General features: G+C 25.1%; 18 protein-coding genes. 12 read left to right on the plus strand and 6 right to left on the minus strand.

The genetic code is table 4. The annotated features are described in order from the left end of the window. Positions 1–35: 35 nt before the first annotated feature. Positions 36–692, minus strand: coding sequence for a hypothetical protein (locus tag AACL02_RS07395; protein ID WP_339040544.1), 657 nt, complete (start codon positions 690–692; stop codon positions 36–38). 274 nt (positions 693–966) lie between these two features. Beyond that, positions 967–1,614, minus strand: coding sequence for a hypothetical protein (locus tag AACL02_RS07400; RefSeq protein WP_339040546.1), 648 nt, complete (start codon positions 1,612–1,614; stop codon positions 967–969). A 133-nt stretch (positions 1,615–1,747) separates the two neighbouring features. Between AACL02_RS07400 and AACL02_RS07405 the strand changes: the two genes are divergently transcribed. Together AACL02_RS07405 and AACL02_RS07410 are read left to right on the plus strand one after the other, a co-directional pair. Continuing rightward, positions 1,748–3,022 carry a hemolysin family protein gene (locus AACL02_RS07405; protein WP_339040548.1) on the plus strand — a complete coding sequence of 425 codons (1,275 nt, stop codon included), beginning with the start codon at positions 1,748–1,750 and terminating at the stop codon, positions 3,020–3,022. A gap of 75 nt (positions 3,023–3,097) precedes the next feature. Next, positions 3,098–4,168 carry a hypothetical protein gene (locus AACL02_RS07410; RefSeq protein ID WP_339040550.1) on the plus strand — a complete coding sequence of 357 codons (1,071 nt, stop codon included), beginning with the start codon at positions 3,098–3,100 and terminating at the stop codon, positions 4,166–4,168. A gap of 144 nt (positions 4,169–4,312) precedes the next feature. On the opposite strand, the gene AACL02_RS07415 is transcribed toward AACL02_RS07410, so the two are convergent. Next, positions 4,313–5,005, minus strand: a complete 693-nt coding sequence (locus AACL02_RS07415; protein WP_339043667.1) for an IS1595 family transposase — start codon at positions 5,003–5,005, stop codon at positions 4,313–4,315. Between the two features lie 203 nt (positions 5,006–5,208). On the opposite strand from AACL02_RS07415, the gene AACL02_RS07420 reads away from it, so the two are divergent. Next, positions 5,209–5,469, plus strand: coding sequence for a hypothetical protein (locus AACL02_RS07420; RefSeq protein WP_339040552.1), 261 nt, complete (start codon positions 5,209–5,211; stop codon positions 5,467–5,469). Between the two features lie 238 nt (positions 5,470–5,707). Here AACL02_RS07420 and AACL02_RS07425 read toward each other — a convergent pair whose 3' ends face one another. Both AACL02_RS07425 and trpS read right to left on the minus strand, forming a co-directional pair. Then, a complete protein-coding gene (locus AACL02_RS07425) occupies positions 5,708–6,583 on the minus strand; it encodes a Cof-type HAD-IIB family hydrolase (protein WP_339040555.1) in 876 nt (291 codons plus the stop codon). A gap of 12 nt (positions 6,584–6,595) precedes the next feature. Beyond that, positions 6,596–7,621 carry a tryptophan--tRNA ligase gene (gene trpS / locus AACL02_RS07430; protein ID WP_339040557.1) on the minus strand — a complete coding sequence of 342 codons (1,026 nt, stop codon included), beginning with the start codon at positions 7,619–7,621 and terminating at the stop codon, positions 6,596–6,598. A gap of 81 nt (positions 7,622–7,702) precedes the next feature. Here trpS and AACL02_RS07435 point away from each other — a divergent pair, with 81 nt between their 5' ends. The 5 genes from AACL02_RS07435 (at position 7,703) to AACL02_RS07455 (ending at position 11,190) form a co-directional block, all read left to right on the plus strand. Continuing rightward, on the plus strand, positions 7,703–8,518 hold the full coding sequence (locus AACL02_RS07435) for an IS1595 family transposase (RefSeq protein ID WP_339043669.1): 816 nt from the start codon (positions 7,703–7,705) through the stop codon (positions 8,516–8,518). 240 nt (positions 8,519–8,758) lie between these two features. Beyond that, a complete protein-coding gene (locus AACL02_RS07440) occupies positions 8,759–9,166 on the plus strand; it encodes a hypothetical protein (RefSeq protein ID WP_339040559.1) in 408 nt (135 codons plus the stop codon). A 63-nt stretch (positions 9,167–9,229) separates the two neighbouring features. After that, the gene (locus AACL02_RS07445; protein WP_339043671.1) at positions 9,230–10,045 is read left to right on the plus strand and encodes an IS1595 family transposase; all 816 of its coding nucleotides are present in this window, start codon (positions 9,230–9,232) and stop codon (positions 10,043–10,045) included. A gap of 140 nt (positions 10,046–10,185) precedes the next feature. Then, the gene (locus AACL02_RS07450; RefSeq protein ID WP_339040561.1) at positions 10,186–10,428 is read left to right on the plus strand and encodes a hypothetical protein; all 243 of its coding nucleotides are present in this window, start codon (positions 10,186–10,188) and stop codon (positions 10,426–10,428) included. A gap of 318 nt (positions 10,429–10,746) precedes the next feature. Then, positions 10,747–11,190, plus strand: a complete 444-nt coding sequence (locus tag AACL02_RS07455; RefSeq protein WP_339040563.1) for a hypothetical protein — start codon at positions 10,747–10,749, stop codon at positions 11,188–11,190. 4 nt (positions 11,191–11,194) lie between these two features. Here AACL02_RS07455 and AACL02_RS07460 read toward each other — a convergent pair whose 3' ends face one another. Then, on the minus strand, positions 11,195–11,425 hold the full coding sequence (locus AACL02_RS07460; RefSeq protein WP_339040565.1) for a hypothetical protein: 231 nt from the start codon (positions 11,423–11,425) through the stop codon (positions 11,195–11,197). Here AACL02_RS07460 and AACL02_RS07465 point away from each other — a divergent pair. The 4 genes from AACL02_RS07465 (at position 11,406) to AACL02_RS07480 (ending at position 14,634) form a co-directional block, all read left to right on the plus strand. Then, positions 11,406–12,227, plus strand: a complete 822-nt coding sequence (locus tag AACL02_RS07465; RefSeq protein ID WP_339040567.1) for an IS1595 family transposase — start codon at positions 11,406–11,408, stop codon at positions 12,225–12,227. The two genes, AACL02_RS07460 and AACL02_RS07465, sit on opposite strands and share 20 nt — an antisense overlap. Before the next feature lie 735 nt (positions 12,228–12,962). Next, on the plus strand, positions 12,963–13,358 hold the full coding sequence (locus tag AACL02_RS07470; RefSeq protein WP_281749173.1) for a Spx/MgsR family RNA polymerase-binding regulatory protein: 396 nt from the start codon (positions 12,963–12,965) through the stop codon (positions 13,356–13,358). Positions 13,359–13,381: 23 nt separating this feature from the next. Further along, a complete protein-coding gene (locus AACL02_RS07475; RefSeq protein ID WP_339040569.1) occupies positions 13,382–14,197 on the plus strand; it encodes an NAD(+)/NADH kinase in 816 nt (271 codons plus the stop codon). A gap of 38 nt (positions 14,198–14,235) precedes the next feature. After that, positions 14,236–14,634: a hypothetical protein gene (locus AACL02_RS07480; RefSeq protein ID WP_339040572.1), complete on the plus strand. Its 399-nt coding sequence runs from the start codon at positions 14,236–14,238 to the stop codon at positions 14,632–14,634.

The following is a 14,634-nucleotide window of genomic DNA, read 5'->3' on the forward strand; positions in this document are numbered from 1 at the left end:
TAAAAAGATTGTAACTTTTAAGTTACAATCTTTTTTTACATTTTTGGTAAATTTGGCTTAAATTCAGTTGTTGTTGATTGATTTTGCGAATCCATGGTGTTAATTTTTGTGATTACTTGTTTTGGTCAAAATACTTCTTTTTGTTCTTTTGTAAAGAGTTCAATTTGTTCTTTGGTGAATGCAGGTATTTGTTCACTTGTAAAACTTTGTATTTGCTCAGGTAATAATGCTTGTATTTGTTTTTCTGTTAGTACTTGTATTTGTTCTGTTGTAAAAGCAGAGATTTGTCAAAATGTAAATTGTTCAATTTTATGTGGCATTAATGCGGGTATTTGTTCGCTTGTGAGTTCTTGTATTTGTTGAAGTGTAAAACTTTTTATTTGTTCTGCTGTAAATGTTTTAATTTGTCAATTTGTTAATCATTTTATTTGTTTTGTTGATAATCTTTGTATTTGTTCAGTTGTGAGTGTTGAAACCAATATATTTGTGCTTCTTTTTTTATGTCTATTTTTGTTTTTAGTTGTTGTTAATGGCGTTGTTATTTGTTGTCTTAACTTTTTTCCTCATTCTTGTGATTTTAAAAAATTTTGATATGTTTGTTCAACTTTATTTTTGTATTCTTGAATAGAATTTTTTCAAGTAATATTTTTTATATTAGTAGGATCTGTACTGTTAGTATTAAAAGTTACCAATTAACTGGTATTATTAATAAGTAAATCATTCATTTTAGATACCTCTTTTTAACTATAAAACTCATTACTTTTTTTAAAGTAATGAGTTAGAAATGTTTAGAATTATTGTTATTTTTACTAAATTTGCTTATCTACTAAAATTTTAGCACCTTATAAATAAAATACAATAAAAAATAAACACGTATTTTAGTTATATAAATTTATAAAAAATGGAATAAAAAATATTAAGAAATAAAAAAGTAAAAGAAGATATATAATTATCTTCTTTTAAAAATTATATAGTTTTTTTAGCAGCAGTTTTTAATAGATTACCTGTGATTAAAGCTGTTAGTTGATCAAAAAACTGATTTGGACCATCAATAGTTCCTCATTCTTGACCAACAGTTATTAGTTTACCTTTATTAACAATAAAAACAATTGGTAAAGCTTTAAATGCTCTTTCTTTATCAACAGGATTTTGAATTTCCTTGACACCTGAATCAGCAACAGGTGCTGAACTATTATCAGAAATTTTATGGTCAAGTAGTCAATGATAAATTTGTTGTTGTCAACTAATTTTTTTATCATTTCAAAATTGGTTAACAATATCACTACTAGGGTTGGCATAAGGAGATTTTTCATAAATTTTAATATCAATAGTTCCATTAGTAGTAACACTGTTTATTTCAGTTTTCTTTTCTGTTAATCAGTTATCTCATTTACTTGGTACATTATTATTTTTGATTTGCATTGTGTGTAAACCGTCAATAATTTGCTTAGAAAGTGGATTATCAGCAGCACCAAGTATGCCAAAAAAAGCATGCCCAGTATTAACATCACTAATAAATTCTTGATATTTTGAATCATCTGTACAAGCACTAACTTGTAAACTAGTTGTTGTGCCTATTATTAAGGCTGCTATTAGTCAAAATTTTTTACGCATTTATTTTCATCACCTTCAATATAATATCATAAAGTTATATGAGTAATAAATTAATAATATATAACGTACTAAGTATACTATGTTATAATCTTAATAACAATATAAAAATCAAAAGGAGTAGTTTTTTTTCTATATGGACAGTAATTGGTATATTTATTTAATAATATTGCTAATTTTATTATTTTTAAGTGGTTTTTATTCATCTGCTGAAACATCATTAACTTCTTTAAATGTTATAAGAATTAAATCTATTGGTAAATTACGTAGTAAGAAAAGTCGTCGTGCTAATATTGTATTTAAGTTAGTTAAAAATTATAATGTAACTTTAACAACAATTTTACTTGGTAACACAGTAATTAATGTTGGAATTGGTACTTTAAGTACCATATTATTTATTGATTCTTTTCATGTTTCTCCTACTTATGGTCCTTTAATATCAACTTTAGTTTCGGCGATTGTTGTTTTAATTATTGGTGAAATTATACCTAAAAGTGTTGCAAAATTACATCCTGAGACAATAGCTTTAAATTATGCATATATTTTGTATATTCTTAATATTATTTTTTATCCAATAACTTTTATTGTTACTTTATTTCAATTTAAAAGTAAAAAACCAACAAGTTCTGAACAAGAACTTATTGAACTGATTTCAATAATTGAAAGAGAAGGAGTTCTTGAAAAAGCAGAACGTGATTTAATTGAATCTGCAATTAAATTTGATGAAAAATCAGTTTTTCAAGCTATGCATCCCAAAAGTAAAATTAAATATATTTATGATGATACGCCACCTAAAGTTATTAAACATCTATATTTAGAAGAAAAATATAGTAGAATTCCTGTTTTAGATCATGTTAATCAAAATGTAATTGGTATTTTAAATATTAAAGAATTTATTATTAATATGTTAGAAAATGAAAATCCAGATTTATTACAATTAATGTTACCAGCAATTTTTATTTCTAAGCGTATTAAGTTAAATGAAGCATTGGAAATTTTACAAACCGAAAGAATGCATATGGCTATTGTCTGCAATAATAAAGATAAAAAAGATTTTAATGGTATTATTACACTTGAAGATATTCTTGAAGAATTAGTTGGTGAAATTTATGATGAAACTGATGAAATTGGATTGATACAAGAAATAGGAACACATAAGTTTCGTGTTGATGGTTCTTCAAAACTTGAAGTATTATTTAAACGTTATTTAAAAAGAAAACCTCCAAATTATAATAAACAAACTGTCCAAGAATGATATATGTTTAAAACAAAAGTAAAGAAAGTAAGGAAAAATAGCCCACTTTTAAAATTTCGAAATTTTTCATTTAAAGTTATAAAGGTTCGCAAAGAATTTGCTGTTTTTGAAGTTGAAATTTTTACTAATAAAAAAATTAAAAATAAATGAGAATAGTTAGTGCAGTATTTTTATTTAAATGCTACAATGTAAAATCATAATTATAATTATGATATGAAGGGGAGGTTAATTATGAAAAAAGGTATTAAATTAGTAACTATGATTACAGCATTAAATCTTGTAACAGTTAATGGTTTAATGTTAACGTTTTCTCCAGACAGTGATCATTATGTCTATTTAAATAAGCATGATGCTAATGCTAGTTTATTAAAATGAAAACTTTCACCAGAAGATGCAAAGATGGTAAAAAAATATGAATATAAAATACATCAAATGGCAAGTAAAGAAAGTATTGATGAATTTAATAACTTGTATGATAATAATAAAAGTGATGTAATTTGAAGTAATTATGATAGTTTACAATATGATTTAACTCATACTAAAATTGGTGGTAAAACCATTGATGTTAATTGAGTTGAAATGTATAAAAAAGCTGGTTTAAATAATGAACAATTACAATTAGCAGAGCAACAACAATTACGTTTTTATAATATTTTTGGTAAAGTTTTTCATAAAAACACTGTTATTAAACTAATTCAAAAAGTAGCACCAGTTGCTGTAAGTGATAGCACAGTAGCATGAACTGCTTTTAATTCAAAAGCTGATAATCAACGTATGGGTTATGGTCCTGAATTTGCAAATATTAATTTAATTGATCAACAATTTCAAGAGGGATTTTGATCTTCAGATCAAATAATTAGTGTTACAACTCACGAATATGGTCATGCTTTAAGTAATTTTATTGGTTTAAGTGCTGATGAAAGAAATTCATTTAATGCTAATTGAAAGTGACCAGATAGCAGTTATAGTGATATTAATACTAATATGACATCAGTTTCTCATAAACTAACCGTTAACAATGATAACAAACAAATTTATGATCGTACTTGATATTTAATTGATTATTTAGGTCAACAAGCAAAATTAACTAATATTAAGCAAAAATTATTATTTGGTTTAATAACAGTTAATAGTAATTATGGTCGTAGTGCCTGATTTAATGGTAAATATAATATAAATCTTGATGATGAATTTTTTGCCGAAAGTTTTGCTAGGTGAATTTTAACGCCCCAGAATCAGCGTGATTGAGGATGAGAATTAGAAAATAGTTTTTTCTTACATTATTTACCAACGGTTTTATAGCATTTTACTAGTTAAAAAGGAGAATTATTTCTCCTTTTTTATTATTTGGTATAATAAATTTAGGCTTTTCTCCCTTTATGTACTATTTTAATTTTATCACATAAATGCTGAGAAAAGCCTATCTACGGACTTCTCCCCACATTTTTAAATCAAACATAGAATTACAGTTTCAAAACTAGGTATCTTGTTGAATTTATATGCAGCTTCTTTAGCATATAAATGAACATGATGTTTTGCAACTTTGATATGTGTTTTAAATGTTCTTCTTATATGTTTTCAAACTGATTCAATTTGGTTGGTATTTACACCAATTTTTGAAACATAGCCATCTTGATGGTTAACTGTTTCATGCTTAGTGAAAACTGATTTAAAATCGCAATATCCTTTTCAAGAATCAGTATATACAAGACATTTTGAAGAAATGTGGTTTTTTGCAAACTGCAAAAGATTTTTACTCTTTGCGTTTTTCAATACTTTCACAATTAAATTATTGGTTGTTTTTTGATAAATGCCAACAATCAAGGTTTTATTCACCAAGGATCTTCCTTGTTTTTTAAAACCCATATGTGAAAGATACATTTCATCAATTTGCACTGTACCTTCAACAATAAATTGAGGTTTTTGTTTTGCAATACGTGTTCTGATTTTATGAGTCATTCTTCAAGCAGTTTTCAAAGTCACTCCCAATTCTTTTGCAATATCTGTTGATGGAATTCCATGTTTGGTGTTTATTCATCTAAAGATAAGATAAAACCAAGATGTTAAAGATGTTTGTGACCTTGAAAATATGGTGCCTTTGAGAATGCTAAATGTTTGATTACATTTTAAACATCTCATTCTTTTTAAATCAGAAGTATTCAAATTAAAACTAAAACACCTAATACATTTGTTTTCTTTCAAATTTGCTATATATGCAAGACATTGCTGTTCAGTTTGAAAAGCATTGTTGAATTCATTCAGTTTCATTATTCCCTCCACAAGTACATGTGGGGAGAAGTCCGTAAATTTAAATAAAAGAATTGAGGAAAGTAGGTAATTTTATGTTTGACAAAAATATCCATGATCATGAATCACAGCAAAAAAGTTGTTTAAAATGTCAGTATGAAAAACTTTTTAAAACAGGTAAAATATTATTTGATGAATGAGATAAACAACCACCAGCATCTGCTCAATTACTTAAAATAAAAAAGCAATTAAATGAATTAAAAATTAAAATTGAAGAACAAAAAAATGATTCGGAATTAAAGTTTTGTGCCAATCACCCAGAAATTTTTGACTTCTTGCCTTTAGAAGTTTTATAGTTTTTTTGTATTAATAGTATTAAAATATTTATATTTAGTAGAAATTAATGCCCTATTGTTTTAAAAAATAAAACAATAGGTTTTTTTATTTTAGTATATTAAATTTATAAAAAACTTTTTTAAATAAAAACCTATTTACTTTAAAAATAAAGTAAATAGGTTAAAAACTTATATTAATTTTTAAAAACTATATCATATTACAAATATAGAAATAATAGTTAATATATTTTCATTCCTATTAAATATAAATTTCACTTTCTTCATAAAGATTTAATAATTTTGCTAAATGATCACCAACTCCACCCTCATCATTAGTTTTAGTAGTAATATCATTGGCAATACTTTTAATAACAATATTACCATTTTTCATTGCTACACCATAGCCAACTTCCATCAACATTTCTTTATCATTAATTTCATCACCATAAGCAATAACATCTCTAATATCAACATTATAATATTGAGCCAAAATGCGAGCTGTCATTCCTTTATCAATAAATTTACTTGAAATTTCAAAGATTAGTTTATTATTATCATAGCGATTTCAAGTATTTACCTTAATTGAGTTTGAATATTTTTCTAAGTCACGATATACTTGATCAAGATTAGTATTTTCTTTAAATTCAATTAAAATGGCATTAGCGCTCCCTTTTCAATCACGAATTAATTTACTAATTGTAAAAGTATCATTCTCAATAGTATCTAAATGAAAATAAGTTTCAAAGAAATCATCTTTTTTTCAACATACTGCTTTGTTGTAATATTCAATAACCGCGTTTTCAATTTGTTGAAAAATATAGTATTCATTTAAAATATGTTTAACAATTGTTTCAGAAATTGGAAAAACTAATCGTTTGAATTTTTTGATTTTTGGATCATGAATATGGCCACCATTAAAATTGCATAGTAATGTATTAAGACCTAATTCACGATAAAATTTAATTGATCCACGATAAGGTCGACCAGTGACAATACAAACAATATGACCTTGTTTTTGAGAATCAATTAGTGCTTTTTTAGTATTAATATGAATTTCTCGACCACCACTTTTTAATAGAGTACCATCTAAATCAACTAGGATTAAATGTTTTTGTTTTTTATTGTATAAAGACATTATCTCTTCCTCCTATCTTTCTTTCTCGATAAAATTAATACCCATTGTGTCTTGAACAAAGTTTAATTTTTTAGTAGCAATATTATTAGCAAAATTTGCACCTTCTTCTAAATATGTTGCTAATTGTGATGATTTTTCGTTAATAAATTCTTGGTGTTTTTTTTGCATTGGTTCTAATAAATCATTTATTACTTTAATTACTTCTTCTTTTAAAAAACCATAATTGTGATTGCTGAAGTATTGTTCACAAGTTTTGATATCTTTTTTAGTAATGCTAGCATAAATAGTTAATAAATTACTAACTCCAGGCTTATGTTCTGGATCAAATTTAATAATATTTTCTGAATCAGTAACTGCTTTTTTAATTTTATTGGCAACTTCTTGTTTGCTATCGCTTAAAAAAATAGTATTTTTTAGATTAGTATCAGATTTTGACATTTTTTTTTCAGGTTCTTGTAAACTCATAATTTTCTGTGCTTGTTTATCAATAATGATTTTAGGAATTTTGAATAAATCAGTTTTATAATTGTTATTCATTCTTGTTGCTAAAGTTTTTGTCAATTCTAAATGTTGAGTTTGATCAACACCAACTGGCACAAAATCAGCGTCATATAGTAAAATATCAGCAGCCATTAATGCTGGATATGTAAGAATACCTGTTGGAATACTAATCGTTTTATTTTGTTGATTTGTCATTTTTTGACTTTTATCTTTAAATTGTGTCATTCGTTCTAATTCACCGACATAACTATTACATAATAATATATATCCTAATTGACTATGGGCTAAAACATCAGATTGAATAAAAATATGAGATTTATTTGGTATAATACCAGCAGCAAAATATCAAGCGGCAATATCTTTAATATTATCTCTTAATTCTTGTGCTTTTATTGGTAGTGTTAATCCATGTAAATTTGCAACAAATATTAAGAGTTCATGTTCTTCTTGCAATTTTAAAAAATTATTAATTGCTCCCAAGTAGTTACCAAGAGTTAATTTTCCAGTGCTAGTTATTCCGGATATAATACGAGCCATATATTTTGCTTCCTCCAAATTATTTTTTTAATATAATTAACGGACTTCTCCCCACATGTACTTGTGGAGGGAATAATGAAACTGAATGAATTCAACAATGCTTTTCAAACTGAACAGCAATGTCTTGCATATATAGCAAATTTGAAAGAAAACAAATGTATTAGGTGTTTTAATTTTAATTTGAATACTTCTGATTTAAAAAGAATGAGATGTTTAAAATGTAATCAAACATTTAGCATTCTCACAGGCACCATATTTTCAAGGTCACAAACATCTTTAACATCTTGGTTTTATCTTATCTTTAGATGAATAAACACCAAACATGGAATTCCATCAACAGATATTGCAAAAGAATTGGGAGTGACTTTGAAAACTGCTTGAAGAATGACTCATAAAATCAGAACACGTATTGCAAAACAAAAACCTCAATTTATTGTTGAAGGTACAGTGCAAATTGATGAAATGTATCTTTCACATATGGGTTTTAAAAAAAAAGGAAGATCCTTGGTGAATAAAACCTTGATTGTTGGCATTTATCAAAAAACAACCAATAATTTAATTGTGAAAGTATTGAAAAACGCAAAGAGTAAAAATCTTTTGCAGTTTGCAAAAAACCACATTTCTTCAAAATGTCTTGTATATACTGATTCTTGAAAAGGATATTGCGATTTTAAATCAGTTTTCACTAAGCATGAAACAGTTAACCATCAAGATGGCTATGTTTCAAAAATTGGTGTAAATACCAACCAAATTGAATCAGTTTGAAAACATATAAGAAGAACATTTAAAACACATATCAAAGTTGCAAAACATCATGTTCATTTATATGCTAAAGAAGCTGCATATAAATTCAACAAGATACCTAGTTTTGAAACTGTAATTCTATGTTTGATTTAAAAATGTGGGGAGAAGTCCGTAGATAGGCTTTTCTCAGCATTTATGTGATAAAATTAAAATAGTACATAAAGGGAGAAAAGCCATAATTAATTATCAATGATAAAGTTAAATAATTCAATTAATTATATTAAAATTTGTTTGATTTTGATATAATAAAAACATAAATTAAAAATAGTTTTTGACTCATAGCTTTTATTTTTTAAGATTAATGGGTTTTTTACTTTATAAAGGAGTTTTTTTATGTTATTTGGAGAAGAAAAATATAAGGATGATTTACAAAAATATTTAAAGAAAATAAAAGATCGAAACAATGTGAAAGAATATCTTCAAACTCTTGGGTTAAAACTCGAGGAATTAGAAATCAAGAAACAAAATATTGCTGAAAAACAAGCAAGTTTTGAATTTGAAAGAAAACAACTAGAAGATATATTGAAGAAAGCTGAAAGTCAATTAAGAAATATCAAAGATAGTGAAGATAAAAAAACATTTATTGAACAATATGTTAATCAGATGACTGATAAATTAAAAGCAGTTAATGAATATATATATACTTTAGAAGTTGAAAGTAAAGAAACTAGTAAAGATATAAAAAACAGAAATCTAGACAGAGTAGATAACAGAAGAACCTTAGAAAGAATTAGAAATTAATTATTTAATTTAAAAAAAATAACGGACTTCTCCCCACATGTACTTGTGGAGGGAATAATGAAACTGAATGAATTCAACAATGCTTTTCAAACTGAACAGCAATGTCTTGCATATATAGCAAATTTGAAAGAAAACAAATGTATTAGGTGTTTTAGTTTTAATTTGAATACTTCTGATTTAAAAAGAATGAGATGTTTAAAATGTAATCAAACATTTAGCATTCTCACAGGCACCATATTTTCAAGGTCACAAACATCTTTAACATCTTGGTTTTATCTTATCTTTAGATGAATAAACACCAAACATGGAATTCCATCAACAGATATTGCAAAAGAATTGGGAGTGACTTTGAAAACTGCTTGAAGAATGACTCATAAAATCAGAACACGTATTGCAAAACAAAAACCTCAATTTATTGTTGAAGGTAGAGTGCAAATTGATGAAATGTATCTTTCACATATGGGTTTTAAAAAACAAGGAAGATCCTTGGTGAATAAAACCTTGATTGTTGGCATTTATCAAAAAACAACCAATAATTTAATTGTGAAAGTATTGAAAAACGCAAAGAGTAAAAATCTTTTGCAGTTTGCAAAAAACCACATTTCTTCAAAATGTCTTGTATATACTGATTCTTGAAAAGGATATTGCGATTTTAAATCAGTTTTCACTAAGCATGAAACAGTTAACCATCAAGATGGCTATGTTTCAAAAATTGGTGTAAATACCAACCAAATTGAATCAGTTTGAAAACATATAAGAAGAACATTTAAAACACATATCAAAGTTGCAAAACATCATGTTCATTTATATGCTAAAGAAGCTGCATATAAATTCAACAAGATACCTAGTTTTGAAACTGTAATTCTATGTTTGATTTAAAAATGTGGGGAGAAGTCCGTAGATAGGCTTTTCTCAGCATTTATGTGATAAAATTAAAATAGTACATAAAGGGAGAAAAGCCAAAAATAATTCAAGAATCATCTTTTTTTAATGGTAGTTTAAAAGCATTAAAAGAAAATATGACAAAATTACAAGAAGAAAAAACTAAAATATTAAATTTAAAAAAAGAAATTTTAAAAAAAGAAGAATTGAAAGTGGAATTACAAAGTTTAGAAAAGTTAATTGCATTAATAAAACAAAAATCAGAAATTGAATTAGAAATTGAAAGATTAGAAAAAAACAAGGAACAATTAACAACAGAGATTGATGTAAATAACGGTCAAATACAATCTATTTTTAATGATAATGAAACTTCTAAATAACAATTAATCACAAAAATAGATGAAATAAATTTAAATATTAAAACATTAAATGACAAGATAGATGCAAAAACTAATTCAATTTCTCGTTTAGAAGAAGAAATTGAAAGTAATGATAAAGATATTAATTTAAAAGTAAAAGATTCAGAAAATATTTTTCAGAATCTTTTACTTTTACAAGATTGAAGAGATAGTAATTGACGTCGTGTTATTGCAATATTAACTTTTGGCATTTTTTGTAGTTACAAAAGTGTTCAAAAAAAATTAGATAAATAATTTGTTAATCGAAGTAATATAAATAAAGAAATTGCTGATTTACGAATGACAAATGAAAGTAAAATAAAACAAAAAAAAGATTTGTCTGATGAAATATTAAAACATAAAAAAGAGACAAATATATTAAAGGAAAATTGACTAGTATTAAAAGCACAATTAAGCAAAAAGAATAATACTAAAGAAATAGAAGATTTAAAAGTAACTAATAGTCAAAAAAAATTTTTATTAGAAAATACAATACTAAAAATTAAACAACAAAGAGAAAAATTAAAAAATATTTCAATTGAAAATACGCAACCATTAACTGATTTAGAAATACTTCAAAAAGAAAAAAGTGATAAATTAAATTCATTAAATGCCATTAGTTTAGATAAACTTGATAAAAATATAGAAACAGTAATAGTAAGAGAAAGTGAATTAAAAATGGCTTTTCTCCCTTTATGTACTATTTTAATTTTATCACATAAATGCTGAGAAAAGCCAAGATAAATATTTATAAAGTATTAATTGTTACTTTATTATTTATATTATTGACTGGGTTTTGTAATTGAAAGTTATTGATGTTCGTTACATCATTATTTGCTAATAAAGGAGTTGTTTTTTTAGATTTTGAAAATGATACTAGCATATTTTCTATTAATCCATTAGTGGCATTTGTTATTTTTTTATCGGACTTCTCCCCACATGTACTTGTGGAGGGAATAATGAAACTGAATGAATTCAACAATGCTTTTCAAACTGAACAGCAATGTCTTGCATATATAGCAAATTTGAAAGAAAACAAATGTATTAGGTGTTTTATTTTTAATTTGAATACTTCTGATTTAAAAAGAATGAGATGTTTAAAATGTAATCAAACATTTAGCATTCTCACAGGCACCATATTTTCAAGGTCACAAACATCTTTAACATCTTGGTTTTATCTTATCTTTAGATGAATAAACACCAAACATGGAATTCCATCAACAGATATTGCAAAAGAATTGGGAGTGACTTTGAAAACTGCTTGAAGAATGACTCATAAAATCAGAACACGTATTGCAAAACAAAAACCTCAATTTATTGTTGAAGGTACAGTGCAAATTGATGAAATGTATCTTTCACATATGGGTTTTAAAAAACAAGGAAGATCCTTGGTGAATAAAACCTTGATTGTTGGCATTTATCAAAAAACAACCAATAATTTAATTGTGAAAGTATTGAAAAACGCAAAGAGTAAAAATCTTTTGCATTTTGCAAAAAACCACATTTCTTCAAAATGTCTTGTATATACTGATTCTTGAAAAGGATATTGCGATTTTAAATCAGTTTTCACCAAGCATGAAACAGTTAACCATCAAGATGGCTATGTTTCAAAAATTGGTGTAAATACCAACCAAATTGAATCAGTTTGAAAACATATAAGAAGAACATTTAAAACACATATCAAAGTTGCAAAACATCATGTTCATTTATATGCTAAAGAAGCTGCATATAAATTCAACAAGATACCTAGTTTTGAAACTGTAATTCTATGTTTGATTTAAAAATGTGGGGAGAAGTCCGTAGATAGTCTTTTCTCAGCATTTATGTGATAAAATTAAAATAGTACATAAAGGGAGAAAAGCCTTTTTTATTACCAAATTGTGTTATGTTTAAACTATGAATTAAAGATACAGAACCCATTATGCATACTACTAAATTATTTGGATTTAAAATAGTATTTAATTTATCTTTTATTGATTTTCCATTTCTTGTATTATCATAAAAAAAATAAAATAGTTGATAAACTAAGATCAGTTAATAATATTCCGGTGGAACTAATTATAGTTCCAATTATAAATTCTTTAAAATATTTACTGTTATTATTTTGAATAGGCATGTTTAGTTAACTCCTTGTTTTTTACGCATAAAAATTATTTATTTTTAATTATTTACTTTAAAATAAAGAAAATTTAATTTTATAATTTCATTATATTATAATTCAAATTATAAAATTAAATTTGACAGTAAAATATATGTTAAATTTTTTTATAAAATTTAAGGAATAAAAGTATCTATTTTTCAAAAAATAATATGATATAATATGTGGGTGAAGGATATAGCGGAAAAGGTCTTTCATGTACTTATTTTCTAAGTTTGGTCAAAGATAGTGTGGAAATATATATTATTATAGTAATGTAGAGTTTATTAACTTTTATCTTTAAAAGATAAAAAAATATTAATTTTAAAAAAAGAGTATTTAAATCAAATGTAGTCTAAAAGCAAAGAGGGGTATTGTCATGATTAAAATATATGTTTCGCCAAGTTGTTTGTCTTCAAAAAAAGTTATTCAATTTTTTGATAAGCATAAAATTCCATATATTAAACGTAATATTATCCATAATCCATTGACCGATACTGAAATTAAATTATTATTAAAATTTGTACCAAATGGTGTTGGTGATATTATTTCAACAAGAGCAAAGTTTATTAAAACACATGCTATTAATATTGAAAAGTTAACAATGTTACAAGTTTTTGATTTAATTAAAACTTCACCAACTGTTTTAAAACGTCCAATTATTGTTCAAGAAAATAAACAACGTATTCAAATTGGTTATAATGAAGATGAGATTGAATTATTTTTACGTGGTTCTATTGAAAACGAATTTGAAGATTCTTGTGAAATATTTTAATTGAAATATGATTGGAATACATGATGAAAAATTATAAATTTACAATTATTGCTAATAAATATGAGAATTCTCAATCATTAGCTAAGGAATTAAGGGCCAAGTTATTGGCCCTTAAAGCACTTGAAGATACTTCTTTTCCAGATATTGTTTTTATTATTGGTGGTGATGGAACATTTTTAAAAGCTGTTCATGATTATAATAATATACTCAATACTGTTAAGTTTGTTAGTTTTAAATGTGGTAGTCTTGGTTTTTATGAAAACTTTTTAAACACAGAAGTTGACAAAGTATTAATGTGAATTGATAAAAATGATAATAATTTAATAGTAAATAAATTTTCATTATTAGAAGTAAATATTAATAATAAGATTTTATATGCTATTAATGAAGTTAAATTTGTTAATTTAACAACAACTCTTTCATGTCAAGTGTTAATTAATAATCAATTATTTGAAAACTTTCGTGGTTCTGGTTTAGTTATTGCAACAAGAACTGGTTCGACGGGTTTAATGAAATCACTTGGTGGTGCTGTTTTAATTTCAAATCATAACTTAATGCAATTTCATGAAATTGCTCCAGTAGCTAATAATAGTTATCGCAGTTTAAATTCACCACTAATTTTGGATGAAAATCATGAAATTACTTTGAAAAATATTCAAAAAGATAGTAAATTGAGCGATTTTGGAAAATTAATTGTTGATACTTTTGATTTTAATGATAAACTAAATGATAAGGTAACAATTAAATTATCAAAATTAACGTTACAAGTTTTAGAATATCGACTTAATCATCATTCTTTACTTGCTAAAGTAAAAAAAGCTTTTATTCAAGAAGATTAAGAAAATATTTAAAAATATATTAATTAAGGAAGGTAATCATGCCAATTTGACAAATAGTATTATTAGTTATTGCATTGTTATTTGCTGTGGCTAGTATTGGGATTTGAATATGAAATGTTAGTATAGCTAAAAAATTACGCAATCAACAAGAAAGTAGTTTAAAACCCATTAATAAACCACAAAAATTCCCATTTAAATTACAAAATTTTATTGTTGATTTAGGAGGAATTGATAATATTAAAGGGACAACAGCAACAGCAAATAAAATTAAGGTAGAGATTATTGATCATTCAAAAATTAATTTTAATAATCTTAAAAAAATTAAAAATCGTGGTATTTTAGACCAAGACGATAGTGTTAGTTTAGTCCTAGGAACTTATTGTAATAATTTAAGTATTGCTATTAATGATCTTATTAAATTAAATAATGAGAAATAA

Origin of the sequence: Spiroplasma endosymbiont of Apeira syringaria, from assembly GCF_964020205.1 — a bacterium.
GTDB classification, from domain to species: Bacteria; Bacillota_I; Bacilli_A; order Mycoplasmatales; family VBWQ01; genus Spiroplasma_E; species Spiroplasma_E ixodetis_A.